Here is a 25,326-nt window from a genome sequence, read left to right on the forward strand (position 1 = left end):
GAGGTGATCGCCATGATGACGCACTGCCACGAAAGGACCGCCTATCGCGAGCGCCGCGACGAACTGATCGAGCTGATCGCCTCCGGCATCACCGCCTATCCCGGCACAGAGATGGGCTATCTCATCGACATGCTTTCGTACGATGCCGCAGAGGCGAGGCCGAGCAAGGCACGGTGCGTCTGGTCGTGGCGCGCGATCTTCAGCCTTGGCGCGGTCGCGCGCTTGACTTGACGCCGCTGCGGCGTTCCGATGGAGACGGCATTCGGCAGGATCTCCATCGGCGCACCAGAGTGGCGATCAGCGGCTGTTCCACCTCGGCGACTGCGTGCTCGACCTCGCCCGCGGCACGCTGGTCCGCTCGGGCACGCCCGTCGCCATCCGTCCCAAGACCTTTCTGCTGCTTTCCCATCTCGCGCGCCATCGCGGTACGGTCCTTTCCAAGGATGCGCTGCTCGACGCCGTCTGGCCGGACGTGACGGTGACAGAGGATTCGCTGACGCAGTGCGTTCGCGACGCCCGGAGGGTGCTGGGCAACGAGGCGCAGCAACTGCTTCGGACGGTGCCGCGGCGCGGCTATGTCCTGGCCTTACCCGATGCGTCGGCGCCGTTGCCTGCCGCTTCGCTTCAGGCGACCGCGCAAGATGCGGCCCTGCATCGCCCGCCGGAGCCGACGGTCGCCGTGCTTCCCTTCAAGAATACGGGCGACAATTCGAACGACGGGTTGTTCATCGACGGCATCGTCGAAGAGATCACCAACGGCCTGGCGCGCTTCAAGACCGTTGCGGTGATCGCCCGCAATTCCGCCTTCGCCTATCGCGGCGAGCCGGGTACGGCCGGCGCAACGATCGGCAAGGCGCTTGGCGTCGAATTCGTGGTGGAAGGATCGGTTCGCAGGCTAGGTCCGCGCCTGAGCATCGCAGCGTCCTTGAGCGACGCGCGCGACGGCCTTCGCCTCTGGGGGGAGACGTTTTCCGGCGACGGCAGCGACCTTTTCGCGCTGAGCGAGACCATCGCCTACCGTATCATTTCGCGGCTGGTGGCGAATATCGAGGGCGCTGTCCTGCACCGCCCGGCCGCATCGGCACCTGAGAGCATCGACGCGTTCGAGCACCTGACCCGCGGCATCGCGCTGCTGCGCAGCTATGGCGACGGCGTGAACGAACGGGCGCGTGCGCATTTCCTGCGCGCCATCGCGCTCGACGAACGATACGGGCTTGCTCATGCTTATCTCGCACTGACCGATCTCATCATCACCGGTTACGGCGGGGCGCCACGCGAGGCTTTGGCGGCCTGCCGGGACCGGGCACAAACGGCGCTGACGCTGGCTCCGGAGGAGGCCCGATGCCATCGCATCATGGGGATGGTCCTTCTTTGCTATCGAGAGCATGCGGCAGCCGAGCAGCATCTGCGCCGATCGCTGGACCTCAACCCCTACGACGCCGACACGCTGATGCAGATGGGCTACCTGCTGACAATGCGCGGGCGGGGCGAGGAAGCGCTGGAGTGGATGGATCGTGCCGTCCGCCTGAACCCGATTCACCCGCAATGGTATCATTACGATCGCTCGATCCTGTTCTACGCCGCCGGCGAATATCGCAGGGCGGCTGAAGAACTGGCCTGCATCCCCGGTTGCGGCGTCTTGCACGACGTACGGCTTGCCGCCTGCTATGCGATGTTGGGAATGCGTACGAAGGCGGCCGCGCAGATACGGCAGGTTTTCGAAGCCAGCCCCGGCCTGCCGATCGAGGACGTCGTCAAGACGCAACTCGAGTTCGAGCGGGACGAGGACGTCGAACATCTCGTGCGCGGCGTGCAACTGGCGCTGGACTGGTTTCACGGTGACGACGTGTCCGCCTCGGAGCGGTCGGCGCCGTGCTCTTCCTTTCCGAAGAAACGCTAAAGCAGATCGCGTGAAAATACGCCGCGGAATGCGTTTTCACGCGATCTGCTTTGGGAATGCCTGGATTTGCGCTCGACGCGCGCCCGCCTTCCCGCCCACACTGCGATGAACTGTCTCCAGGCGCGAAACGCATCGGTGCCTACGGCGCCGGGCCGCCATTCACGGAGATAGACCGACCTCGGCGATCGCCTCGCGTCGCACCCGGCCCTTCGGCTGCTTGCCATCAGGCCAGCTATCCTCTCCTCGGCAATCCCGGCGCACACCTGACGCCGGTGCTGCGCCATGCTAAAGCGGATGGACCGCATCAACCGGAAGCATATTTGTGAATCAGAAGACGCATCGCATCGGCGCAGCCGCCACCGCAAGCCCGACCGTCATGCGCAGGGAGCGGCTGCTCGGCCATCTGGCCATGTTGCTGTTTTCCGCCCTGATCGCCGGCTCCTTTTCGTTCGGCGGGCTTGCGGCCCAGCATATGGATGCCGCCCCGCTGACGCTGTGGCGCTACCTGCTGACCGTGCTGGTGATGGCGGTGCTTGCCCTCGGCATGTTTCGGGCGCCGCTCGTCCGCCCCGTCCAGCCATGGCGATTCCTGATCCTTGGCGGGCTGATCGCCTTCTACATGCTGACGATGTTCACGGCGCTCGAATTCACCGATCCGGTCTCCACCGGCGCCGTCTTCACGCTGATGCCGCTCCTGAGCGCCGGCTTCGCACTCCTGTTCGTCGGCCAGCGCACGCGCTCGGGCGTGCTGACTGCGCTGATGATTGCCGCCGTCGGCGCCATCTGGGTGATCTTCCGCGGCAATGTCGAGGCGATCCTGTCCTTCGACATCGGACGGGGCGAAATCATCTTCTTCACCGGCGTTACCGCGCACGCAGCCTACGTACCGCTGATCCGCAAGTTCGACCGCGGCGAGAACCCGGTGGCCTTCGGCTTCTGGGTTACCGTCGCTTCGGCACTCTGCCTGCTCCCGATCGGCGCACGCGAGCTTGCGGCGACCGATTTCACCGCATTGCCGCTGTCCGTCTATGTGGCGGTCGCCTATCTCGCCGTCGTCACCACCGCGATCACATTCCTGCTGCTGCAATTCGCCTCGATGCGGCTGCCGGCGCCGAAGGTGCTGGGATACGGCTATCTCACCCCGAGCTTCATCATCCTGCTTGAAGGCTTGCTTGGCCACGGCTGGCCCCCAGCGTCCGTCCTCGCCGGCGCCATTGTCACCGCCTGCGGCCTTGTCGCCATGGCGCGCTTGCCGGACTGACGACACGCACTGCGAATGGATGCCGAAGCTGACCCGCCGTTCAGAAAAAGTTCATGCCGGGGTGTCAAAGCAGGGCGCTCGCGGCCCTGGGGTCGGGGCACGGTAACGAGGGGCTCGAGATGACTGACGACAGCCGGTCCGTAGCGGACCTGCCCGCGCGTTGGGGACGCGCAGCACGCACTGCGTCGCTTGTTGCCGGCGTCATCTTTTGCGCAGGGCTGTTCGGCATCCTGACCCGCCCCGTCGGTTTCCTGGCGGCGTTCTGGCCCGCAAACGCCATCTTGCTCGGCATGATGATCCGCAGTCCGCACCTGGCTTCATCTGCGGGCTGGTCCGGCGCCTTCGCCGGCTACGTGGCGGCCGATCTCGTGACGGGCGGGGCACTCGGCCTGACCCTTTGGATGACCTGCGCCAATCTCGCCGAGGCAGCGGTCGGCTATCTGCTGTTCCGCCGCCTGTCCGAGGATCACCAGCGCCTGCGCTGGCCGCAATCGATCATGCTCCTCTTCGCCGTCTGCTGCTGCGCCGCGGCCGCGAGTGCCTTCATCGGCGCCGGCGCGGCACGCCTCGTCTTCAACCGGGACTTTGCGACCGGCGTGGAATACTGGTTCGGCACCGAACTGGCCAACGCCATCGTCGTCCTGCCGGTTATCCTGACCGCGCCCCGGTTGCGCGACATCCCCTGGACCACGCGAGCCTTGGCCACAGCCGCAGACGGACGCGACTGGAAGCCGGCCGCAGCGCTTGCCGTCTGCATCCTGCTTGGCAACCTGATGGAGGGACCGGGCTCGTTCGCCTTTCCGGTTCCGGCGCTGTTGTGGTGCGCGGTCAGTTACCCGCTGTTTGTCACCGCGGCGCTGACGCTCGTCTTCAGCATGTGGGGCATGGTGATCGTCACCGGATCCTTCGCGACGCTACCCCCCGACATAGACCTGCTGACATGGGGCAAGTCGATCCGACTGGCGCTTGCCTTGATCGCACTGGCGCCACTCACCGTGGCCAGCGTCACCGCCACGCGCAACGAGCTCCTGAAGCGCCTGCAGGACTCGGTCGATCACGATGCGCTGACCCGTGCCCTCGCCCGCAGCGCGTTCATCGAACGAAGCGAACGACTGCTGGGAACACCCGGCAGCGCAGCCGTCCTGATGCTCGACGTGGATCGGTTCAAGTCGGTCAACGACCGCCATGGACATGCTGGCGGGGACGCGGCACTGGTCGCCTTCGCCGATTCGGTGAGCCGGGCGCTCCGCAAGGACGACCTGTTCGGCCGGCTGGGGGGCGAGGAATTCGCCGTCTTCTTTCCGCGCACAACGCGCGACGAGGCCATGGCCATTGCCGAACACATCCGTCGGTCGGTGGAGGAACGTCAGGTCGATCTCGGCAGTGGGCACCGGATCCCGATTACCGTGAGCGGCGGGCTCACTTTCCATGCCGCACCTGCCGCCCCTTCGCTGGATGCCCTGCTGGCGCGCGCCGATGCCGCCCTTTACCGGGCGAAAGCCGAGGGCCGCAACCGGATCGTCGCCTACCGCGGCTGAACGAGACCCATCGGGCTCAGGACCCCTGATCCCGGATCTGCAGGCCGCCGATGAAAAGCTGCTCCAGGAAGCGGGCGGCATCGTCGAAGCGGCTTTCATCCGCCTTCTCCTCCCCCAGCACCGCACGCACCTGCACGTCGAAATCGGCGTAATGCTGCGTCGTCGACCAGATCGAGAAGATCAGGTGGTAGGGATCGCAGGCGACGATCTTGCCGGCCTTGGCCCAGGCGCGGATCACCGCCGCCTTCTCGTCGACCAGCGCCTTGAGCGGCCCCTTCAGTTCGTCCTCGATGTTCGGCGCCCCGCGCAGCACCTCGTTGGCAAAGAGCCGGCTCTCGCGGGGAAAATCCCGCGCCATTTCCAGCTTGCGGCGGATGTAGCTGCGGAACTCCGCCACCGGGTTTCCCTCCGCGTCGAACTCGCGCAGCGGGTCGAGCCAGGTGTCGAGCACGCGTGTGATCAGCGCGCGATGCATCGCCTCCTTGGTGCGGAAATAATAGAGCAGGTTGGGCTTCGACATGCCGGCGACCTCGGCGATCTGGTCGACCGTGGCGCCGCGATAACCGTGCAGCGAAAACACTTCGAGCGCCGCTTCCAGGATGCGCTCTTCCTTTTGCTCCTGGATCCGCGTGCGTCGCTGCGTCCTTGCTGCTCTCGGTGGAACCATCTCTTCCCTTCGCCTTCCGGCCGACGTAAAACCGCGGCCAAAATCATCAGTTTAGCCCGCCACCATAATTTCCGGGCGAAGCCGGCGGTTTTTCAATTTTTCGACTTGAGTGCCGCCATGGAAGCTGTAGTGTTTACCAACCGGTCAAATTATCGGCGACTTGCGGATCAAACGCAACCGCCGTTCGGAGGCGCACAAAAACAAATCGCGCCCGCTGGCCGGCGGGAACACATAGGTGGTCTTCGCAAGAGGTCCGCCGGGAACATTGGGAGCTAGTGACATGGCCGCACCCGGCAAGAACATGCGCGTCAATGCCGACCGCCTGTGGGACAGCCTTATGGACATGGCGACGATCGGCCCCGGCGTCGCCGGCGGCAACAATCGCCAGACCCTGACCGACGCCGATGCCGAAGGCCGCAGCCTGTTCCAGCGCTGGTGCGAGGCGGCGGGCATGACCCTTGCCGTCGACAAGATGGGCACGATGTTCTTCACCCGGCCCGGCACTGACCCGGACGCGCTGCCGGTTTACATCGGCAGCCACCTCGACACCCAGCCGACCGGCGGCAAGTTCGACGGCGTGCTCGGGGTGCTGTCCGGCCTCGAGGTCGTCCGCTCGATGAACGACCTCGGCATCAAGACGAAGCACCCGATCGTCGTTACCAACTGGACGAACGAGGAAGGCGCGCGCTTCGCCCCTCCCATGCTCGCCTCCGGCGTCTTCGCCGGCGCGCTGACGCTCGACTACGCCTATTCGCGCAAGGACCCGGGCGGCAAGACCTTCGGCGACGAGCTGAAGCGCATCGGCTGGGTCGGTGACGAAGAGGTCGGCGCGCGCAAGATGCACGCCTATTTCGAGTACCATATCGAGCAGGGCCCGATCCTCGAGATCGAGAACAAGCAGATCGGCGTCGTCACCCACTGCCAGGGCTTCTGGTGGCTCGAGTTCACGCTCACAGGCCGCGAGGCGCACACCGGCTCCACGCCGATGGCCCATCGCGTCAATGCCGGCCTGGCCATGTCGCGTATCATCGAGATGGTGCAGGCGGTGGCGATGGACAACCAGCCGGGCGCGGTCGGCGGCGTCGGCCAGGTGTTCTTCACGCCCAATTCGCGAAACGTCCTGCCCGGCAAGGTAGTCTTCACCGTCGATATCCGCTCGCCGGACAAGGCGAAGCTCGACGGCATGCGGGCCAGGATCGAGGCCGAGGCGCCGAAGATCTGCGAGGCGTTGGGCGTCGGCTGTTCGATCGAGGCGGTCGGCCACTACGCTCCCGTCGCCTTCGACCCGAAGCTCGTCGCCACTGTGCGCAAGGCCGCCGAGGATCTCGGCTACAGCCACATGGACATCGTCTCCGGCGCCGGCCACGACGCCTGCTGGGCCGCGAAGGTGGCGCCCACGACCATGATCTTCTGCCCCTGCGTCGGCGGCCTTTCGCACAACGAGGCCGAGGAGATCTCAAAGGACTGGGCCAGCGCCGGCGCCGACGTGCTCCTCCACGCGGTAATAGAGACGGCGGGGATTGTGGAGTAGAGTGCTGCAGCCGAGCAAACTGGGATAGTTACATGGGGCGCCCGAGGGAAATATCACCGGAAGAACGTGCTGAACTCATCCGTCAGGGATACAGGCCGGTCGAGATCTGGGTGCCGGACCTGACGAGCGAGACGTTCCGGAAGCGAGTTGAACTGGAGGCGCGGCGGATCGCGGAAGCCGACGCGGAAGACGACATCGGAGGCTGGATCGCAGCCGTCGGTCCGACGGAGTGGGACAAGCCGTGAAGCTGAGCCGGGGGGACGTGGTCATAGCTGCTTTTCCCGGCGAACTCGGCAAGCCGCGGCCAGCCGTCATTCTTCAAGCCGACGAATTGCTGACCACCTACACGACAGCGCTTGCCTGTCCCTTCACGACCCACCTGCTCGATGCTCCGCTTCTCCGGCCGCCTGTCCAACCCAGCGCGGAGAAAGGGCTACAGCAATTATCCCAGGTGATGGTCGAAAAGATCACACCGATCAGGAAAGAGGTCATCGCGCAGCGCGTCGGCCGCCTCGCGATCCACGACATGACGAGGCTGGAGGCAGCCCTGGTGTACGTGGTCGGGCTGGCGCACATGGCGACCATACCAGAGAAACCAGAAGGATAACGGGAGCAGTCATGACCACAGTCATCAAGGGCGGTACCGTCGTCACCGCCGACCTGACCTACAAGGCGGACGTCAAGATCGATGGCGGCAGGATCGTCGAGATCGGTCCGAACCTTTCCGGCGACGAGGTGCTGGACGCGTCCGGCTGCTACGTGATGCCGGGCGGCATCGACCCGCACACCCACTTGGAAATGCCCTTCATGGGCACCTACTCCTCCGACGATTTCGAGAGCGGCACGCGCGCAGCCCTTTCCGGCGGCACCACGATGGTCGTCGATTTCGCGCTCCCCTCGCCCGGCCAGTCGATGCTGGAGGCGCTGCAGATGTGGGACAACAAGTCGACCCGGGCCAACTGCGACTACTCCTTCCACATGGCGATCACCTGGTGGAGCGAGCAGGTCTTCAACGAGATGGAGACCGTCGTCAAGGACAAGGGCATCAACACCTTCAAGCACTTCATGGCCTACAAGGGCGCCCTGATGGTGGACGACGACGAGATGTTCTCCTCCTTCCAGCGCTGCGCGGCACTCGGCGCCCTGCCGCTCGTCCACGCCGAGAACGGCGACGTCGTGGCGCAGATGCAGGCCAAGCTGCTCGCCGCCGGCAACAACGGCCCGGAGGCGCACGCCTATTCGCGCCCCGCCGAGGTGGAGGGCGAGGCGACCAACCGCGCCATCATGATCGCCGACATGGCCGGCTGCCCGGTCTACATCGTCCATACCTCCTGCGAGCAGGCGCACGAGGCGATCCGCCGCGCCCGCCAGAAGGGCATGCGCGTCTACGGTGAGCCGCTGATCCAGCACCTGACGCTCGACGAGAGCGAATACTTCAACAAGGACTGGGACCATGCCGCCCGCCGCGTCATGTCGCCGCCCTTCCGCAACAAGCAGCACCAGGACTCGCTCTGGGCCGGGCTCGCCTCCGGCTCGTTGCAGGTGGTCGCCACCGACCACTGCGCCTTCACGACAAAGCAGAAGCGTTTCGGCGTCGACGATTTCACCAAGATCCCGAACGGCACCGGCGGGCTTGAGGACCGCATGCCGATGCTCTGGACCCACGGCGTCACCACCGGCCGGCTGACGATGAACGAGTTCGTTGCCGTCACTTCGACGAACATTGCCAAGATCCTCAACATCTACCCGAAGAAGGGCGCCATCCTCGTCGGCGCCGATGCCGACATCGTCGTCTGGGATCCGAAGCGGTCGAAGACCATCTCGGCCAAGACCCAGCAATCGGCGATCGACTACAACGTCTTCGAGGGCAAGGAGGTGACGGGCCTGCCGCGCTTCACCCTGACCCGCGGTGTCGTGGCGATCGAGGAGTCGACCGTCAAGACGCAGGAGGGCCACGGCGAGTTCGTCCGCCGCGATCCGTTCCCGGCGGTGGCGACGGCGCTGTCGACCTGGAAGGAGGTCACAGCACCCCGCAAGGTCCAGCGCAGCGGCATTCCGGCAAGCGGGGTGTGATGCGGTCTACGCGGTCTGCCTTTATCGCCGGGCAATTCCCCTCCCCACCCCCTTCCAGGAAGAGGGACGGGCCAGACCGCGACGCCGCCGCCCCGAGTCTTCTCCCCCCGTGTGGGGGAGATGCCCGGCAGGGCAGAGGGGGAATTCGGGCCCGACGATGCCGCCGGCTTCGCCTTATGCCGCCTGTCCAACAGCCTGAAGTCAGCAAAGGCCTGTCAGGATTCCGCCTTGTCCGGCACCAGCCCATCCAGCTCCGGCAGCAGCACGACGCTTTCCTGCTCGTGCGGATCGGTCCGGGCGATCACCGCCGAACAGGGCGCGTCGGAGAGGTTGGCCGGCAGGTGCGGCACGCCGGCCGGAATGTAGAACATCTCGCCTGCCCTGACGACGACGTGCTCTTGCAGCCGCTCGCCGTACCAGGTGTGCGCCTCGCCGGAGAGCACGTAGATCGCCGTTTCGTGGCTTTCGTGCAGGTGCGCCTTGGCGCGTGCGCCGGGCGGAATCGTCAGGAGGTGCATGCAGATGCCGGTCGAACCGACCGTCTCGCGCGCGATTCCCTCGAAATACGACAGCCCCTGCCGGCCGTCATAGCTGCCGCTCGGCCGGACGACGCGGCAGGTCGCCCTTTCATTCCGTTCCATCGCCCTTCCTCCAACCATCGAGTGTGAGCATTCCCGTGTCCGATCTCACCATGAAGACAATGCCGATTGCAATGCGCCCGACAGGCATGCAGTCTGGTTCCGCCAGCGCCATCGAGGGCACGGAAATGAACCGCAATGCCGCCTCATCGTCCGTTGTCTGCGCGACGAATCTCGGCCTCACCTTCGAGACCGCCGACGGGCCGGTCAACGCACTTTCCGACGTCAACCTCACCGTCGACAAGGGCGATTTCGTCTCCTTCATCGGCCCCTCCGGCTGCGGCAAGACCACCTTCCTGCGCGTCATCGCCGATCTGGAGAAGCCGACCTCGGGCACGATCACCGTCAACGGCATGTCGGCCGAAGAGGCCCGCCACAAGCGCGCCTACGGCTATGTCTTCCAGGCCGCCGCCCTCTATCCCTGGCGCACGATCGAAAAGAACATCGCCCTGCCGCTGGAGATCATGGGCTATTCGGCGGCCGCCCAGAAGGAGCGCATCGCCCGCACGCTCGACCTCGTCAATCTCACCGGCTTCGGCCGCAAGTATCCCTGGCAGCTGTCGGGCGGCATGCAGCAGCGCGCCTCGATCGCCCGCGCGCTGGCCTTCGACGCCGACCTGCTCCTGATGGACGAGCCGTTCGGCGCGCTCGACGAGATCGTCCGCGATCATCTCAACGAAGCGCTGCTGCAGCTCTGGGCCCGGACCAACAAGACGATCTGCTTCGTCACCCACTCGATCCCCGAGGCCGTCTATCTCTCCACCCGGATCGTCGTCATGAGCCCGCGCCCCGGCCGGGTCACCGACATCATCGAGTCGACGCTGCCGAAGGAGCGCCCGCTCGACATCCGCGAGACGCCGGAATTCCTGGCGATTGCTCATCGCGTCCGCGAAGGTTTGCGTGCGGGGCACAGCTATGAGGTGTGACGTGGGCGCGGAGATTAAGCCCCCTCCCCAACCCCTCCCCACAAGGGGGAGGGGCTTGGCAGTGCCTGCCGCCCCGCCGGAGAGGTTCCCGGACCGAATTCGGACGCCTGCGGCACCAGCATCATCGTGGACAGTCCAACGGGGAGGACGTCGGCGGCATGGCGGAGCGGGCGCCGCGGGGGCCTCCCTCCCCCTTGTGGGGAGGGTGGTGAGCGAAGCGAACCGGGAGGGGTTTTCCTGGCTACAAACTGGAGCGCCGCATCGAAGGAGAAGCGTCGTGCCCCACTCCAACATCGACCCAAAAACCCGAACCAGGGCAAAGAGCCTGCGCCGCGAGATGACCAAAGCCGAGGCTGCAATGTGGAACCTGCTGCGCGACTTTCGTCCACGCGGCGCCCACTTCCGCCGTGAAACGCCCATCGGCCCCTACATAGCCGACTTCGCCTGGCTATCAGCCCGCATCATCGTCGAAGTGGACGGCGACAGCCACGAGACCGCAGGTGGTCGTCGGCATGATCGCAACCGCGACGCCTTTCTAAGAAGCCAAGGCTTCACCGTGCTTCGTTTCGACAACCTCCAAGTACTCGACGGGCCGGATCATGTGTTCCTGACCGTCGAGCGCGCCATTGCCGCTCATCTGTTGCCCGAGGCCCGCCCATGAACCCGCAGTTCCTCCTCTGGCTGGCCGGCTCCATGGCCGTGTTCCTTTCCGCAGCCACCGCGTCGCGCGCCTATGTGTCGAACAGCAATGTCCTGATGCTCGTCTTCTCGCTGTTCCTCTATTGCGTCGGCAACCTGATGATGGTGCGGCTGATGCGCGAGGGCGGGCTCGGGCTGGCGATCTCGGCGTCGGCGATCGCGCAGCTGCTGCTGATCAACGTCATCGCCTTCGTCGTGTTCGGCGAGCGGCTCAGCAACACCCAGCTCGCCGGCGTAGGCCTCGGCGTGCTGGCCATGGGGCTGATGCTGCTGCCCGCGGCGGATCGGAGCTGATCGCATGGAGAAGCAAAGTTTTCTCACGGACCGGCTACTTCCCATCGGCACGATCGTACTGGCCATCATCGCGCTCTGGTATGTCGCCGCCGCCGTCCTCAACGCCCCCTTCGAACGCGACAACGCCGCGCGCAACGGCACGACGATCACGTTCTCGGAGCTGCTGCCGAAAACCATGGCACAGGATCGTCCGGTGCTGCCGGCGCCGCATCAGGTCGTGGCCGAACTCTGGGAAACCACCGTCGACAAGCCGATCACCTCCAAGCGCAGCCTCGTCTACCATGCCTGGGTGACGCTGTCGGCGACGCTGCTCGGCTTTGCCATGGGCACGGTGCTCGGCATCCTGCTGGCGATCGGCATCGTCCACAACCGGGCGATGGACCGCTCGCTGATGCCTTGGGTGATCGCCAGCCAGACCATCCCGATCCTCGCCATCGCGCCAATGATCATCGTCGTGCTCAACGCGGTCGGCCTCTCCGGCCTGCTGCCTAAGGCGCTGATCTCGACCTATCTCAGCTTCTTCCCGGTTGTCGTCGGCATGGTGAAGGGCCTGCGCAGTCCCGAACAGATCCAGCTGGATCTGATGCACACCTATAGCGCTTCGCCTGCGCAGACCTTCTGGAAGCTGCGCTGGCCCGCCTCGATGCCCTATCTCTTCACCTCGCTGAAGGTCGCCGTCGCCATCTCGCTGGTCGGCGCGATCGTCGGCGAATTGCCGACCGGCGCCGTCGCTGGCCTGGGCGCGCGGCTGCTCGCCGGGTCGTACTACGGCCAGACGGTGCAGATCTGGGCGGCGCTGTTCATGGCGGCGGCCGTAGCCGCCCTTCTCGTCATCATCGTCGGCATCGCGCACACAGCCGTGCTCAAGCGCATGGGAGAGCGCGCATGAACGCCGCCCCGCTTTTCTCCGCCCTCACCTTCTGGCTCGCCGCCTGGGCGCTCAACGAATGGCTGGTGCGCCATCATTTCCAGAGCCCCTTCGCCCAGCGGACGGCGCGCCTCGCCGTGCCGCTGCTTTTCGGCATCACCATCCTGGTGCTGTGGGAAGGCATCGTGCGCGGCTTCGATGTTCCCTCAGTGCTGCTGCCGGCGCCGAGTGCCATCTGGTCGCGGCTGGTCAACTCGATCCCGACCCTCTGGGCGGACTTCCGGCAGACTTTCCTGAAATCGGTGATCACCGGCTACGCGCTCGGCTGCGGCCTCGGCTTCGTCGTCGCGATCCTGATCGACCGCTCGCCCTTCCTGCAGAAGGGGCTGCTGCCGCTTGGCAATTTCGTCTCGGCGCTGCCGGTGATCGGCGTCGCGCCGATCATGGTCATGTGGTTCGGCTTTGACTGGCAGTCGAAGGTCGCCGTCGTCGTGATCATGACCTTCTTCCCGATGCTGGTGAACACGGTCGCCGGCCTTGCCGCGACCAGCCACATGGAGCGCGACCTGATGCGCACCTATGCCGCCAGCTGGTGGCAGACGTTGGTCAAGTTGCGCCTTCCCGCCGCCTGGCCTTTCATCTTCAATGCCCTCAAGATCAACTCCACCCTGGCGCTGATCGGCGCCATCGTCGCCGAGTTCTTCGGAACGCCCATTGTCGGCATGGGTTTCCGGATTTCCACGGAAGTGGGCCGCATGAATGTCGACATGGTCTGGGCCGAGATCGCGGTCGCCGCGCTCGCCGGCTCGTTCTTCTACGGGGCGGTCGCGCTTGTCGAGCGTGCCGTCACCTTCTGGCATCCGTCTGTCCGCGGTGGGCAGGCGTAATAATGAAAATAATGAGGGAACCGCTATGAAAAGAACGATTGCATCGCTGCTTTTGGCAAGTGCCTTCTCGCTTGCCGCCTTCCAGGCCGGGGCCGCCGACAAGGTCACGCTCCAGTTGAAGTGGGTCACGCAGGCCCAGTTTGCCGGTTACTACGTCGCCAAGGACAAGGGCTTCTACGACGAGGAAGGTCTCGACGTCGAGATCAAGCCGGGCGGCCCCGACATCGCGCCCGCCCAGGTGATCGCCGGCGGCGGCGCCGACGTCATCGTCGACTGGATGCCGTCGGCGCTTGCCACCCGCGAAAAGGGCGTGCCGCTCGTCAACATCGCCCAGCCGTTCAAGCAGTCCGGCATGATGCTGACCTGCCTGAAGGAATCCGGCGTCAAGGGACCCGAGGACTTCAAGGGCAAGACGCTCGGCGTCTGGTTCTTCGGCAACGAATATCCGTTCCTGTCCTGGATGGCCCACCTGAAGATCCCGACCGATGGCGGGCCGGACGGCGTCACCGTGCTGAAGCAGGGCTTCAACGTCGATCCCTTGATCCAGAAGCAGGCCGCCTGCATCTCGACCATGACCTACAACGAATACGGTCAGGTTCTCGACGCCGGCATCAAGCCGGAGGACCTCGTCACCTTCAAGTACGAGGACCAGGGTGTCGCGACGCTGGAAGACGGCCTCTACGTGCTGGAGGACAAGCTGAAGGACCCGGCCTTCAAGGAAAGGATGGTCAAGTTCGTCCGCGCCTCGATGAAGGGCTGGAAGTGGGCCGAGGAGAACCCGGATGCCGCTGCCGAGATCGTCCTTGAAAACGATGCGACCGGCGCGCAGACCGAGGCGCACCAGAAGTTCATGATGGGCGAGGTCGCCAAGCTCACCGCCGGCTCGAACGGCGCGCTCGAAGAGGCCGACTACAAGCGCACCGTCGCTTCGCTGCTGGCGGGCGGCTCGGATCCGGTCATCTCGAAGGAGCCTGAAGGTGCCTGGACGCACGAGATCAGCGACGAAGCGCTGAAATAGGTCGCTCCACACCGGCCCGAGAACGCGCGGCGAACCAAGGGCCGCGCGTTTTCATTTCCGCCTTGCCGCATCGGCCGGCTGATGGAACGGCCCTTCTGTTGCACGGCGACAACCCGGCCGTAATATAATAAGATGTCAGTTTGAATGGACCTTGTGCGGTGCGGGCCATCCCATTACATAGTCGCGCAGCTTGGAGCGGGGCTGATACATAGGCCCGTTGGGACGGCGAGAATGCGCGTCCAGCCCCAAGATACTACACGTCTGGAAAGCACAAGAACGGCCAACGTGTCGTGCGAATTGCCTGGCATAGAGAGGGTGGGTTCATGACGCGTGGACTGAAGTACGTACTCTGCCTTTCCGTCGCCTGCTCGACGGCGCTTTGCGCCGGCGCTGCCGGCGCTGCTGACGCCTCGGTCGGCAACATCGATGCCGCCCAGGTCGAGAACCTTCCGGCGATCGTCGTCACGGCGGCCCAGGAAGGCACCGTGGTCGAGCGCGTGATTGCCACCGGCACGATCCAGCCGGTCGAGGAAGTCTATGTGGCGCCGCTGGTCGACGGCCTGTCGATCCGCTCGCTCGCCGCCGACGTGGGCGACACCGTCAAGCAGGGCGACACGCTCGCCACCCTCAACGACGATGCACTGGTCCTGCAGAAGAGCCAGCTTGCGGCCATGCGCGCCAAGGCGGAGGCATCGCTCGCCCAGATGAAGGCGCAGCTGATCGAGGCGAAGGCGAATGCCGAGGAAGCCGCCAAGGCACGTGAGCGCGCCGAGACGCTGGTGAAGTCCGGCGCCACCTCGCAGGCGATCTTCGACCAGGCGACGGCGGCGTCCAAGGCGGCGCTGTCGCGCGTCACCTCGGCCGAGCAGGCCATTTCCGTTTCGATGGCCGAGATCAAGGTGATGGACGCGCAGCTGGCCGATGTCGACCTGAAGCTCGCCCGCACCGCCGTCAAGGCGCCGGTTTCCGGCATCGTCTCGGCCCGCACCGCCCGGATCGGCGCGATCGCCATGGGCGTCAACCAGCCGCTGTTCTCGATCATCCGCGACGGCGAGATCGAACTGAAGGCCGACGTGCCGGAATCGGCGATCCTCAAGCTGGCCATCGGACAGAAGGCGACGATGACGCTTGGCGGCGGAGCCGCCACGCTCACCGGCAGCATCCGCCTCGTCGAGCCGACACTCAACAACGACACGCGCCTTGGCCGCGTCTACATCCGGCTCGACGAGCCCGAAATGGCGCGGGTCGGAATGTTCGCCAGCGCCGAGATCGTCACGCAGGAACGGCAGGGGCTGGTGCTGCCGCTCTCGGCCGTGACTACCTCGCGCGAGGGAACGGTTGCGCGTAAGGTCGAGGATGGCGTCGTCAAGCTCGTAAAGGTCGTAACCGGCATCCAGGACGGCCAGGTGATCGAGATCGCAAGCGGCCTCAAGGCCGGCGACGAGGTGATCGCCAAGGCCGGCGCCTATGTGCGGGACGGCGACAGGGTCAGGGCGGTCAAGGCAGCCGCGCCTGTTGCTGCCAACTAGCGATCTCCTTCGGGGCCGATCGGTTCCGGATCACTGCTGCAATGCTCTGCGAGATTGAACACGCATGATCCGAGTGGGCGGGATCGACGTTTCAGGTACACGGGCTAGAACGTGATAGTCGAATTGCATGCATGGACGCGAACTTTGGGATGAGGACAGCTGCAGCATGAATTTTTCCGCTTGGTCCATTCGCAATCCGATCGCGCCGCTGCTCGCCTTCGTGCTGTTGCTGGTCGTCGGCATCCAGTCGTTCAACACGCTGCCGATCACCCGCTTTCCCAATATCGACGTTCCGGTCATCGCCATCACGGTGACGCAGAGCGGGGCGGCACCGGCAGAACTGGAACTGCAGGTCACCAAGGAGATCGAGGACGCGGTTGCCGGCATTTCCGGCGTCGACGACATCATGTCGACGGTGACCGACGGCAGCTCGGTCACCTCCGTGCTGTTCAAGATCGAAGTGCCGACAAACCAGGCGCTGCAGGACGTCAAGGACGCCATCGACCGGATCCGCAGCGACCTGCCCGCCACCGTCGATGAGCCGGTGGTCACCAAGATCGATGTCGAAGGCCAGGCCATCCGGACCTTCGCCGTCTCCTCCCCCAACATGACGCTGGAGGAGCTCTCCTGGTTCGTCGACGACACCGTCAAGCGCGCCCTGCAGGGCCAACCGGGCGTCGGCAAGATCGACCGTTTCGGTGGCGCCAATCGCGAGGTCCACGTCGATCTCGACTCCGGGCGGCTCGAATCCTTCGGCATTTCCGCCGCCGACGTGAACCGTCAGTTGCGCAGCATGAATGCCGACGTCGGCTCCGGCCGCGGCCAGGTGGCCGGCGCCGAGCAGGCGATCCGCGTGCTTGGCGACGCCCGCTCGGTCGAAAGGCTGGCCGCGACGATGATCGCGCTGCCGAACGGCCGCTTCGTCCGCCTTTCCGAGCTCGGAACGGTCACCGACACCTATGAGGAGCCGCGCTCCTTCTCGCGCTTCAACGGCACGCCGGTGGTGACCTTCGCGGTGTTCCGCTCCAAGGGCGCAAGCGAGGTGACGGTCGCGGAGTCGGTCGACAAGGCGCTCGCCACGGTGCGCGCGAAGAACCCGGACGTTTCGATCAGCCTGGTCGACGACTCGGTCTACTTCACCTACGGCAATTACGAGGCCGCGATTCACACGCTGATGGAAGGCGCGATCCTGGCCGTCATCGTCGTGCTGCTGTTCCTGCGAAACTGGCGCGCCACGCTGATTTCCGCCGTCGCCCTGCCGCTGTCGGCCATTCCCACCTTCTACGTCATGGACCTGCTGGGCTTCTCGCTCAACCTGGTCAGCTTCCTCGCCATGACGCTCGCCACCGGCATCCTGGTCGACGACGCGATCGTCGAGATCGAGAACATCGCGCGCCATATCAAGATGGGCAAGACACCCTACCGGGCGGCGATCGAGGCCGCCGACGAGATCGGCCTGGCGGTGATCGCCACCACCTTCACCATCATCGCGGTGTTCGTGCCGGTCTCCTTCATGCCGGGCATTCCCGGCCAGTACTTCATCCAGTTCGGCCTGACGGTCGCCGTCGCCGTGTTCTTCTCGCTGATGGTGGCGCGGCTGATCACGCCGGTCATGGCGGCCTATCTGATGCGCGCCAGCGACGCCGAGGGCCATGACGAGGCCGCGGAAGGCGCCTTCATGCGCGGCTACACCTGGCTGGTGACGAAGACGACCGGACACTGGTACAGCCGCTACGCCACCCTGCTCGCCGCCATCATCTTCCTGATCGGCTCCGTGATGCTGCTCTTCACCGTTCCCGGCAGCTTCATGCCGCCGGAAGACGCGTCGCGCGTGGTGCTCTCGGTCGAACTGCCCCCCGATGCCATGCTGGAGGACACCGATCGCGCCACCTCGGCGATCTACGACCGGGTGAAGGACATCGACGGCGTCAACAGCGTCTTCGTGCTCGGCGGCTCTTCGCCAAAGGGCGACCTCGAGCTGCGCCGCGCCTCGGTGACGGTGATCCTCGACAGGCGCGACCACTCGCTGGTCAACAAGCTCGTCAATGACGTGATCGGCGGGCTGCCGCTGGTTGGCCAGTATCTGCCGAAGCTGCCACCGGCCGGCCGCACGACGCCCCAGTGGGACATCGAGAAGAAGATCTTCGCCGCGATCCGCGACATTCCCGACCTGCGCATCCTCAAGCTCAACGACCGCGGCGAACGCGACCTGTCGTTCAATCTGCTGTCGAACAACGAGGCCGACCTCGACAGCACCGTCGCGGTGCTGGAGGCGAAGCTGAGGGCCGATCCGCTGCTGTCGAATGTCAGCTCGGAAGGCCTGTTGCCCCGCCCGGAGCTGCAGATCCGCCCGCGCGACCAGCAGATGGCCCGTCTGGGAATCACCACGGCGCAGATTTCCGAAGTGGTGCGGGTGGCGACGATCGGCGACATCGACTCGCAACTCACCAAGATGTCGCTCGACGGCCGCCTGATCCCGATCCGGGTCCAGCTCGACCGCAAGTTCCGCGGCGATCTCGGCGCGATCCGCAATGTCAAGATAAAGACGAAGGACGGTCAATTCGTGCCGCTGTCTTCGGTCGCCGATATCGACTATTCCGAGGGCCCGAGCGCCATCAAGCGCTTCGATCGGAACCGCGTCGTCACCATCGGCTCCGATCTCCGCCCGGGTGTCGCCCTCGATACGGCGACCGCCCGCTTCAAGGAGATCGCCAACAGCATCGACATGCCGGAGACGGTCCGCTTCCAGGAAAGCGGCGATGCCGAGATCCAGGCGGAGATGGTACACAGCTTCGGCAATGCCATGCTGCTTGGCCTGCTGCTGGTACTGACGGTGCTGATCCTGCTGTTCAAGGACGTCATCCAGCCGTTCACCATCCTGTTCTCGCTGCCGCTGGCGATCGGCGGCGTCGCAGCCGCCCTGCTCCTGACCCGGAATTCGCTGTCGATGCCGGTCCTGATCGGCATTCTTATGCTGATGGGCATCGTCACCAAGAACGCCATCCTGCTGGTCGACTTCGCGATCGAGATGATGCACCGCGGCATGAACCGCATCGAGGCGATGATCGAGGCGGGACGCAAGCGCGCCCGGCCGATCATCATGACGTCGATCGCCATGTCGGCCGGCATGCTGCCCTCAGCGCTCGGCGTCGGCGAAGGCGGCACCTTCCGCGCCCCGATGGCCATCGCGGTGATCGGCGGCATCATCGTCTCCACGGTGCTGTCGCTCGTGGTCGTGCCGTCGTTCTTTCTCATCATGGACGACCTGTCCCGCGTGCTCGCCTGGGCCTTCGGCCGTCTCGTCGGCAAGAAGGACGAGGAGGCGGTCCCCCTCGACAATCAGGCGCTCACGCTTGCCACCGCCGAAACGGCCAAAGACGTCGAAGCGCTGGAGGGCCGGGTCGCTGTTCTGGAGCAGCAGCGCGAAACCGCAAAGAAGCCGCTCAGCGTCGTGCATAACTCGGCGCTCGCCGCGGAATGAGCCGGACGCGGTAACAGCCGGAGCCGGGCTGCCGATCGCCCGGCATCCGGCACCCGGATCAAGTAAATGCGCCCCGGCCGGCAAAGCACGACAACGCCCAATGCGGCGGACGCGTTTTTCAGGCGACCACTCGCTGCGTGCTGCCCGGAGATCGCCGATCCGCTCAGACGACCGGCTTGGCGTGTCTTTCGAAGGCATAGACCGTCCGGTCGGAGGCGGCATTGCGGCCGTTCTCCAGCGCCCGGCGCGCGGCCTCACGCGCCGCCGTTGGCGGATCGTTCGGCCCGATCCGGGCCACCCCGGCCATCAGGCCGATGACGACGCTGACGCCGCCCGCGGTGATCGTCCGCGAGGCAACAGACCGGCGTACCTGCTCGACAAAGAGGATGCATTCGTCGAGCTCCGGGCTCGCGAACCTCACCGCAAACTCCCCGGCGTCGGCGCAACAGACCTGATGCGGGGCGCGAGCGGTCCGGAACAGTTCGTCGGCCACCAGCCGCATGACGCCATCGGCGAGCTCGCTGCCGTGCCGCTGCGAGAGGAAGGTGAAATGCGCCACGTCGAACAGCACCAGGAAACCGGGCGCGGCCGGCGCCTTGTGTACTCCGATCGACGCGGCGGGGTTCCTGGCATTTGCGAGTACTTCGACGAATGCCGTGCGCTCCAGCCTGGTGGTGCGGCGCTGAACGAGCGCCTGCAAGCCCAGTCCGGCAAGCGCCGCCAGCAAGACCGCCACACTGGATGCCATCAGCAGCTGCGGCCCGAGTTCTTCCGAAAGCGAACCGGACGCCGGCGTCGGCTGCAGGCCAAGCGGTGCCTGCAACGCGGCGAGTATCAACTGCAGACCGGTTACAAGTGCGGCGATTACCAGGATGCCATAGGACAAAAGCGTCACCCACGGCGCAGTCACCACCGCGTGATCATCGCGGCGCGCGCTCGTCAAAGGCAAACCGTCCCGAAACATGACATACTCCGCACTCATTCGCAGCGAACATAGCTGGGTGAATTTCACATTCGGCTAAAACGACTGTTAAAAATCTAAGGAACGCGCGGGCGTTGTGCCGAAGCGGGACCCGCCTCCGCTAACTGGTCTCCGCTGGTGCCGTCGAGCGCAGCCGCTACGGGCAGACCGTCGCGGCGTGAATTGGAGGCGTATCTCCGCCACGCGTGACCCACCTTCCAAAGCCGCCAGCCGGCCAATCAGCTTGGCCTGCCCAAATGCAAGCGGACATGAAAAGAGCCCGGACGCTAGCGTCCGGGCTCGAGATCTGCATCGGTGCGGGCGGACCTGGCCGCCCGCCAGAAGACGCGCCGACTACTCGTTCTGGAAGTAGTTGTACTTGCCGTCGTCACCCTTCTTCCAGGTGTACATGACGTAGTCCGGACGGGTGATGTCGCCCTTTTCGTCGAAGCCGAGCTCGCCGATGGCAGTCTTGAACGGGCCCTTGGACTTGATGGCCTCGGCAACTGCCTGCGGATCGGTTCCACCGGCAGCCTTGGCGCCCTCGGCGATGACCTGGACGGCCGCATAGGCGTAGAGCGTATAGGCTTCCGGTTCGAAGCCGGACGCGCGGAACTTCTCCACGATTTCCGTTGCAGCCGGGTTCTTGCGCGGATCGGGCGCGAAGGTCATGAGCGTGCCATTGACGGCGTCGCCGGCGATGGATGCCAGTTCGTTCGAGACGATGCCGTCGCCCGAGATGAACTGGGCCTTCAGCCCCTGGTCGGCGGACTGGCGCTCGATGAGACCGAACTCGGTATGGAGGCCGCCCCAGTAGACGACCGACACGCCGGCTTCCTTCATCTTGGCGATGAGAGCCGAAAAGTCCTTGTCGCCGACATTGACGCCTTCATAGACGACTTCGGTCACGCCGGCTTCGTTCATCGCCTTCTTGGTTTCGTCGGCAAGACCCTGGCCATACGGCGTCTTGTCGTGCAGGACGGCGACCTTGGCGTCCTTGAAGTTGGCGGCGATGAAGGCGCCGGCGACAGCGCCCTGCTGGTCGTCACGGCCGCAGGTACGGAACGTGTTCCACAACCCGCGCTCGGTGTAGGTCGGGTTGGTCGACGCCGGCGAAATCTGCAGGATGCCGTTTTCGGCGTAGATTTCCGAAGCCGGGATCGAAACGCCCGAGTTGAAGTGACCGACGACGAACTTGACGCCGTCAGCAACGAACTTGTTGGCAACCGAAACGCCCTGCTTCGGGTCCGACACGTCGTCGCCGAGAACCACCTTGATCTGCTCGCCGTTGATGCCGCCGGCCGCATTGAGGTCAGCGGCAGCCTGCTCGGCACCCTTCTGCAGCTGTGCGCCGAAAGCCGCGTTCGGGCCGGTCAGCGGGCCGCCGACGCCGATCAGGATGTCGGCCCATGCATTGCCGCTGAAAGCAACCATCGCCGCCAGCGCAACGGCCGACAATAGAGACTTCTTCATGTTATTACTCCCAAGTTTAGGGCAGGCTGGTTTTCTATCCGTTCGCAATCCCCGCCATCATTGCGCCGGCGTCTTTATTCCACGTCCGGCGCCTACACGCCGTGCGTGGGGTTCCCTCTTATTTGTCTCTCCACGAAAATGGTGAAGCCTTCTCGTAGAGCCAGTAGTAAATCCTGGTCATCTGCTTTGTCCGATAATAGCGATAACCGGCTGTAGCAAACAACAAAAGCACGGCCGTGTCCACGGCATAGTACTGCAGCGTCAACATGCTGCCCTTGAACAAGGCATGGTGGATGAAACGGATCGCAAGGCCAAGCAACAGCACGTACAGGACGAGCGTTCCATAGTTGCGCCAGTTTTCCGCGACGCTTTTGCCGGTCCGCCACGCCGTCCAGCCACCCATGATGACGGTTACGAAGAGAAACTGCATGAATGACGGCTCCTCGTAGAGAATTCCCTGCATCTCACATACTCCCCTTACAGCGCCGCGCGTCATTCCTGACGCGCAAAGGCCGCCGTAATTCATTTGAATGGGCGCACGATCCTCAGGCAAGGCCGAGGGTCATGCACGGGCCGTCCTCAATGCCGCCCACCCTCGAGATAGGCGGCGCGCACCTCCGGATCGGCCAGCAGTTCCCGCCCGGTGCCACTCATCGTCACTCGACCGTTGACCATGACATAGGCGCGGTCGCACAGTTTCAGGGCGGCAAAGGCGTTCTGCTCCACCAGGAACACCGTCAGCCCCTGCTCCTTGTTGAGCGCCCTGATCGCGTCGAAGATCTGCTTGACGATCAGCGGCGCAAGGCCCAGCGACGGCTCGTCCAAGAGCAGCAATTTCGGACGCGCCATCAGTGCGCGACCGATGGACAGCATCTGCTGCTCGCCGCCCGAAAGCGTACCGCCGCGTTGCGCCTTCCGCTCCTTGAGGCGGGGGAACAACGCGAAGATCTTCTCCACGTCCTCGTCGAAATACTTCAGATTGTCGAGGCTTGCGCCCATCTGCAGGTTTTCGTAGACGGTCATGCGCGGGAAGATGCGGCGACCTTCCGGCGACTGGGCAATCCGCAGGCGGGCGATCTCGTGGGTCGGCAGCCTGGTGATCTCCTGGCCGTCGAAGGTGACGGTGCCGGTGCGCGCCTGCGGACTGCCGCAGATCGTCATCATCAGCGTCGACTTGCCGGCGCCGTTCGCGCCGATCAGGCTGACGATCTCGCCGCGCCGGACCTCGACATCGACGCCCGCGAGCGCCCGGATGTTGCCGTAATAGGTCTCGACGCCATGCACCTTGAGAAGGGTCTCAGTCATCAGATCTGGCCCCCCTGCTTGGTTTCGATCTCTACGATCTGCTCGATCACCTCTTCGACCTCTTCGTCCTCGACGCCCAGATAGGCCGCGATGACCTTCGGATCGTTCTTCACCTCGTCCGGCGTGCCATCGGAAATCTTCTGCCCGTATTCGAGGACGATCACGTGGTCGGAGATTCCCATGACCACCGACATGTCGTGCTCGATCAGCAGGATCGAGGTGCCGGTGTCCTTGCGGATCGACCGCAGCAGTTCGTTCAAGGCCTGCGATTCGCGCGGGTTGAGGCCGGCAGCCGGCTCGTCCAGGCACAGGAACTCCGGCCCGGTGCACATCGCTCGGGCGATTTCCAGTCGACGCTGCGCACCATAGGGCAGATCGCCGGCCGGGTCGTCGGCGCGCTCGATCAGGTCCGCCTTTTCGAGCCAGTGCTTGGCGATCTCGATCGATTGCTCCTTGGCACGGCGGTAGCCGCTATAGCCGAAGAGGCCGAGGATAGTGTAGCCCGAGGCGCGCATCAGCATGTTGTGCTGCGCAACCAGCAGGTTCTCCAGGACGGTCAGGCCGGAGAACATCCGGATGTTCTGGAACGTGCGGGCCACCTTGGCGTCGCGGGTGATCTCGAAATCCGGCATGCGCTCGAGCAGGAACTTTTTGCCCGATTGCTGCGTCATCGAGATCATGCCCATCGTCGGCTTGTAGAAGCCGGTGATGCAGTTGAACACCGTCGTCTTGCCGGCGCCGTTCGGGCCGATCAGTGCGGTGATGTCGCCGCGACGCGCCTCGAAGGACAGGTCGTTGATGGCCATCAGGCCGCCGAAGCGCATCGACAGATGCTCGACTTTCAGGATTGGATCATTGTTCATCAAATTCGCCCCGGCCGCCATCAACCGTGCCCTTCCTTGGTGAAGCTGCCGGATACGGCCTTGCGCTCATGCAGGAAGGCGGTCGGTTCACGGCTTCCGACGAAGCCGCGCGGTTTCCACACCATCACCACGACCATCGCCACGCCGAAGATCAGCATGCGATAGAGTTCCGGCGTGAAATCCGGCCCGAAGATGGTCTTCAGGAAGGTCATCTCGCGCAGAAGTTCGGTGCCGCCGACCATCACCGTCGCCGCGACGGCGATCCCGACCAGTGACCCCATGCCGCCGAGGACGACGATGGCGAGGATGATTGCCGATTCGAGGAAGACGAAGCTCTCCGGCGAGACGAAGCCCTGGCGCACGGCGAAGAAGGAGCCGGCAATGCCGCCGAACATCGCCCCGGTCGCAAAGGCGGTCAGCTTGGTCGTGACCGTGTTGATGCCGAGCGAACGGCAGGCGATCTCGTCCTCGCGCAGCGCCTCCCAGGCGCGACCGATCGGCATGCGCCGCAGGCGAATGGTGACGAAGGCGGTCAGCAGCGCCAGCGCCAGGATCAGGTAGAACAGGAAGATCTTGTAGTAGGCCGACGACATTGGCAGGCCGAATGCCTTGGCGAAGTTGTTGTGCGCACTCACGTCGAACGACCAGATGCCGAACACCGACGCCTTCGGGATGCCGGAAACGCCGAAGGTGCCCTTGGTCACTTCCGTCCAGTTGATCAGCACGAGGCGGATGATTTCACCGAAGGCCAGCGTCACTATCGCCAGATAGTCGCCCCGCAGGCGCAGCACCGGAAAGCCGAGGATGATACCCCAGCATGCCGCAAGCATGCCGGCAAGCGGCAGAAGAACCCAGAAGGACAGGCCGAAATACTGCGACAGCAGTGCATAGGAATAGGCGCCGACGGCATAGAAGGCGACATACCCGAGGTCGAGCAGGCCGGCGAGGCCGACGACGATGTTCAGCCCCCAGGCGAGCATCACGTAGATGAGGATCTGGATGCCGAAATTGTCGACCCATTTCAGCGACCCCTGCACACCGAGCAGCGAAACGGCCACCGGCGGCATCAGCACGAGGGCGACAATGGCCAGCTTGCTGAAATTGCGGACGAAGAAGCCTTCCGGCGCCTCCTTCTGCACCACCGCGGCGCGCGCCGCCTTGCGGGCCGCGGCCCAGGGCTGGACATAGGCCACGCCGAGGAAGCGGCCGACCGCCGCCACTGCGACGAAGATCGCCAGCAGCCCCCAGCGCTGGTTCAGCACGAGTTCGTTGCGGATGTTCTGCGTCGTCTCGAGACCGACGAACAGGACGAACAGGCCGAGAGCGATGAGACCGGCGTAAAAGCCCTCGCGCAGAGCCCGCACCGTCAGGGTCCCGGCGGCGCTCTCTTTGGAATAGGACAGGGTTGCCATTG

The 25,326-nt window shown here is 64.9% G+C and carries 24 protein-coding genes; 16 read left to right on the forward strand and 8 right to left on the reverse strand.

Annotation, left to right across the window (positions count from 1 at the left end; all coding sequences use genetic code 11):
* The first annotated feature begins 12 nt into the window (after window positions 1–12).
* The 4 genes from C7449_RS21605 (at window position 13) to C7449_RS17395 (ending at window position 4,699) form a co-directional block, all read left to right on the forward strand.
* Entirely contained in the window at window positions 13–231 is a 219-nt protein-coding gene (locus tag C7449_RS21605) for a hypothetical protein (protein ID WP_146165098.1), read from the forward strand.
* Window positions 232–325: 94 nt separating this feature from the next.
* Complete coding sequence (locus C7449_RS17385; protein WP_170115923.1) at window positions 326–1,900, forward strand: winged helix-turn-helix domain-containing tetratricopeptide repeat protein; 1,575 nt, start codon at window positions 326–328, stop codon at window positions 1,898–1,900.
* 322 nt (window positions 1,901–2,222) lie between these two features.
* Window positions 2,223–3,161, forward strand: coding sequence for a DMT family transporter (locus tag C7449_RS17390; protein ID WP_245414431.1), 939 nt, complete (start codon window positions 2,223–2,225; stop codon window positions 3,159–3,161).
* A gap of 119 nt (window positions 3,162–3,280) precedes the next feature.
* Window positions 3,281–4,699, forward strand: a complete 1,419-nt coding sequence (locus C7449_RS17395; RefSeq protein WP_170115924.1) for a GGDEF domain-containing protein — start codon at window positions 3,281–3,283, stop codon at window positions 4,697–4,699.
* A 16-nt stretch (window positions 4,700–4,715) separates the two neighbouring features.
* Here C7449_RS17395 and C7449_RS17400 read toward each other — a convergent pair whose 3' ends face one another.
* Window positions 4,716–5,366: a TetR family transcriptional regulator C-terminal domain-containing protein gene (locus C7449_RS17400; RefSeq protein WP_108004168.1), complete on the reverse strand. Its 651-nt coding sequence runs from the start codon at window positions 5,364–5,366 to the stop codon at window positions 4,716–4,718.
* A gap of 280 nt (window positions 5,367–5,646) precedes the next feature.
* Here C7449_RS17400 and C7449_RS17405 point away from each other — a divergent pair, with 280 nt between their 5' ends.
* The 4 genes from C7449_RS17405 to hydA are packed head-to-tail and all read left to right on the forward strand — an operon-like array spanning window position 5,647 to window position 8,970.
* Window positions 5,647–6,897, forward strand: a complete 1,251-nt coding sequence (locus tag C7449_RS17405; protein WP_108004169.1) for a Zn-dependent hydrolase — start codon at window positions 5,647–5,649, stop codon at window positions 6,895–6,897.
* 32 nt (window positions 6,898–6,929) lie between these two features.
* Complete coding sequence (locus C7449_RS17410) at window positions 6,930–7,142, forward strand: antitoxin MazE-like protein (RefSeq protein WP_108004170.1); 213 nt, start codon at window positions 6,930–6,932, stop codon at window positions 7,140–7,142.
* Window positions 7,139–7,504 (forward strand): type II toxin-antitoxin system PemK/MazF family toxin, encoded by a 366-nt coding sequence (locus tag C7449_RS17415; protein ID WP_170115925.1) that lies wholly within the window; start codon window positions 7,139–7,141, stop codon window positions 7,502–7,504. The genes C7449_RS17410 and C7449_RS17415 overlap by 4 nt, the downstream gene beginning before the upstream one ends.
* Window positions 7,505–7,515: 11 nt before the next feature.
* On the forward strand, window positions 7,516–8,970 hold the full coding sequence (hydA, locus tag C7449_RS17420; RefSeq protein WP_108004172.1) for a dihydropyrimidinase: 1,455 nt from the start codon (window positions 7,516–7,518) through the stop codon (window positions 8,968–8,970).
* Window positions 8,971–9,185: 215 nt separating this feature from the next.
* On the opposite strand, the gene C7449_RS17425 is transcribed toward hydA, so the two are convergent.
* Window positions 9,186–9,611, reverse strand: a complete 426-nt coding sequence (locus tag C7449_RS17425; protein ID WP_170115926.1) for a cupin domain-containing protein — start codon at window positions 9,609–9,611, stop codon at window positions 9,186–9,188.
* Window positions 9,612–9,736: 125 nt separating this feature from the next.
* Between C7449_RS17425 and C7449_RS17430 the strand changes: the two genes are divergently transcribed.
* The 8 genes from C7449_RS17430 (at window position 9,737) to C7449_RS17465 (ending at window position 19,310) form a co-directional block, all read left to right on the forward strand.
* The gene (locus C7449_RS17430) at window positions 9,737–10,534 is read left to right on the forward strand and encodes an ABC transporter ATP-binding protein (RefSeq protein ID WP_108004245.1); all 798 of its coding nucleotides are present in this window, start codon (window positions 9,737–9,739) and stop codon (window positions 10,532–10,534) included.
* Between the two features lie 208 nt (window positions 10,535–10,742).
* On the forward strand, window positions 10,743–11,195 hold the full coding sequence (locus C7449_RS17435; RefSeq protein WP_245414432.1) for an endonuclease domain-containing protein: 453 nt from the start codon (window positions 10,743–10,745) through the stop codon (window positions 11,193–11,195).
* Entirely contained in the window at window positions 11,192–11,527 is a 336-nt protein-coding gene (locus tag C7449_RS17440; RefSeq protein WP_108004175.1) for a hypothetical protein, read from the forward strand. Before C7449_RS17435 ends, C7449_RS17440 begins: the two co-directional genes overlap by 4 nt.
* Before the next feature lie 4 nt (window positions 11,528–11,531).
* Window positions 11,532–12,416 carry an ABC transporter permease gene (locus C7449_RS17445; RefSeq protein ID WP_108004176.1) on the forward strand — a complete coding sequence of 295 codons (885 nt, stop codon included), beginning with the start codon at window positions 11,532–11,534 and terminating at the stop codon, window positions 12,414–12,416.
* Window positions 12,413–13,282, forward strand: a complete 870-nt coding sequence (locus C7449_RS17450) for an ABC transporter permease (RefSeq protein WP_108004177.1) — start codon at window positions 12,413–12,415, stop codon at window positions 13,280–13,282. Before C7449_RS17445 ends, C7449_RS17450 begins: the two co-directional genes overlap by 4 nt.
* A 25-nt stretch (window positions 13,283–13,307) precedes the next feature.
* Window positions 13,308–14,300, forward strand: coding sequence for an ABC transporter substrate-binding protein (locus C7449_RS17455; RefSeq protein WP_108004178.1), 993 nt, complete (start codon window positions 13,308–13,310; stop codon window positions 14,298–14,300).
* Between the two features lie 323 nt (window positions 14,301–14,623).
* Complete coding sequence (locus C7449_RS17460; protein ID WP_108004179.1) at window positions 14,624–15,829, forward strand: efflux RND transporter periplasmic adaptor subunit; 1,206 nt, start codon at window positions 14,624–14,626, stop codon at window positions 15,827–15,829.
* 166 nt (window positions 15,830–15,995) lie between these two features.
* Window positions 15,996–19,310 carry an efflux RND transporter permease subunit gene (locus C7449_RS17465; protein WP_108004180.1) on the forward strand — a complete coding sequence of 1,105 codons (3,315 nt, stop codon included), beginning with the start codon at window positions 15,996–15,998 and terminating at the stop codon, window positions 19,308–19,310.
* 163 nt (window positions 19,311–19,473) lie between these two features.
* On the opposite strand, the gene C7449_RS17470 is transcribed toward C7449_RS17465, so the two are convergent.
* From C7449_RS17470 to livM, 6 genes are all read right to left on the reverse strand, one after another.
* Complete coding sequence (locus C7449_RS17470) at window positions 19,474–20,274, reverse strand: diguanylate cyclase domain-containing protein (RefSeq protein WP_108004181.1); 801 nt, start codon at window positions 20,272–20,274, stop codon at window positions 19,474–19,476.
* 351 nt (window positions 20,275–20,625) lie between these two features.
* Window positions 20,626–21,744, reverse strand: coding sequence for a branched-chain amino acid ABC transporter substrate-binding protein (locus C7449_RS17475; protein WP_108004182.1), 1,119 nt, complete (start codon window positions 21,742–21,744; stop codon window positions 20,626–20,628).
* Between the two features lie 118 nt (window positions 21,745–21,862).
* A complete protein-coding gene (locus C7449_RS17480; RefSeq protein ID WP_108004183.1) occupies window positions 21,863–22,207 on the reverse strand; it encodes a DUF6867 family protein in 345 nt (114 codons plus the stop codon).
* 116 nt (window positions 22,208–22,323) lie between these two features.
* A complete protein-coding gene (locus C7449_RS17485) occupies window positions 22,324–23,049 on the reverse strand; it encodes an ABC transporter ATP-binding protein (RefSeq protein WP_108004184.1) in 726 nt (241 codons plus the stop codon).
* Window positions 23,049–23,912, reverse strand: coding sequence for an ABC transporter ATP-binding protein (locus tag C7449_RS17490; protein WP_374828299.1), 864 nt, complete (start codon window positions 23,910–23,912; stop codon window positions 23,049–23,051). The genes C7449_RS17485 and C7449_RS17490 overlap by 1 nt, the downstream gene beginning before the upstream one ends.
* Window positions 23,913–23,932: 20 nt before the next feature.
* A complete protein-coding gene (livM, locus tag C7449_RS17495; protein ID WP_108004186.1) occupies window positions 23,933–25,324 on the reverse strand; it encodes a high-affinity branched-chain amino acid ABC transporter permease LivM in 1,392 nt (463 codons plus the stop codon).
* Window positions 25,325–25,326 lie beyond the last annotated feature (2 nt).

The sequence above is a fragment of the Mycoplana dimorpha genome, from assembly GCF_003046475.1.
Taxonomy (GTDB): Bacteria; Pseudomonadota; Alphaproteobacteria; order Rhizobiales; family Rhizobiaceae; genus Mycoplana; species Mycoplana dimorpha.

Coding starts and splice junctions, on each gene's coding strand:
- C7449_RS21605 (WP_146165098.1), top strand. CDS start 13: ATGATGACGCACTGCCACGAAAGGACCGCCTATCGCGAGCGCCGCGAC.
- C7449_RS17395 (WP_170115924.1), top strand. CDS start 3,281: ATGACTGACGACAGCCGGTCCGTAGCGGACCTGCCCGCGCGTTGGGGA.
- C7449_RS17400 (WP_108004168.1), bottom strand. CDS start 5,366: ATGGTTCCACCGAGAGCAGCAAGGACGCAGCGACGCACGCGGATCCAG.
- C7449_RS17405 (WP_108004169.1), top strand. CDS start 5,647: ATGGCCGCACCCGGCAAGAACATGCGCGTCAATGCCGACCGCCTGTGG.
- C7449_RS17410 (WP_108004170.1), top strand. CDS start 6,930: ATGGGGCGCCCGAGGGAAATATCACCGGAAGAACGTGCTGAACTCATC.
- hydA (WP_108004172.1), top strand. CDS start 7,516: ATGACCACAGTCATCAAGGGCGGTACCGTCGTCACCGCCGACCTGACC.
- C7449_RS17425 (WP_170115926.1), bottom strand. CDS start 9,611: ATGGAACGGAATGAAAGGGCGACCTGCCGCGTCGTCCGGCCGAGCGGC.
- C7449_RS17430 (WP_108004245.1), top strand. CDS start 9,737: ATGAACCGCAATGCCGCCTCATCGTCCGTTGTCTGCGCGACGAATCTC.
- C7449_RS17440 (WP_108004175.1), top strand. CDS start 11,192: ATGAACCCGCAGTTCCTCCTCTGGCTGGCCGGCTCCATGGCCGTGTTC.
- C7449_RS17445 (WP_108004176.1), top strand. CDS start 11,532: ATGGAGAAGCAAAGTTTTCTCACGGACCGGCTACTTCCCATCGGCACG.
- C7449_RS17450 (WP_108004177.1), top strand. CDS start 12,413: ATGAACGCCGCCCCGCTTTTCTCCGCCCTCACCTTCTGGCTCGCCGCC.
- C7449_RS17455 (WP_108004178.1), top strand. CDS start 13,308: ATGAAAAGAACGATTGCATCGCTGCTTTTGGCAAGTGCCTTCTCGCTT.
- C7449_RS17460 (WP_108004179.1), top strand. CDS start 14,624: ATGACGCGTGGACTGAAGTACGTACTCTGCCTTTCCGTCGCCTGCTCG.
- C7449_RS17465 (WP_108004180.1), top strand. CDS start 15,996: ATGAATTTTTCCGCTTGGTCCATTCGCAATCCGATCGCGCCGCTGCTC.
- C7449_RS17470 (WP_108004181.1), bottom strand. CDS start 20,274: ATGTTTCGGGACGGTTTGCCTTTGACGAGCGCGCGCCGCGATGATCAC.
- C7449_RS17475 (WP_108004182.1), bottom strand. CDS start 21,744: ATGAAGAAGTCTCTATTGTCGGCCGTTGCGCTGGCGGCGATGGTTGCT.
- C7449_RS17480 (WP_108004183.1), bottom strand. CDS start 22,207: ATGCAGGGAATTCTCTACGAGGAGCCGTCATTCATGCAGTTTCTCTTC.
- C7449_RS17485 (WP_108004184.1), bottom strand. CDS start 23,049: ATGACTGAGACCCTTCTCAAGGTGCATGGCGTCGAGACCTATTACGGC.
- C7449_RS17490 (WP_374828299.1), bottom strand. CDS start 23,912: ATGAACAATGATCCAATCCTGAAAGTCGAGCATCTGTCGATGCGCTTC.
- livM (WP_108004186.1), bottom strand. CDS start 25,324: ATGGCAACCCTGTCCTATTCCAAAGAGAGCGCCGCCGGGACCCTGACG.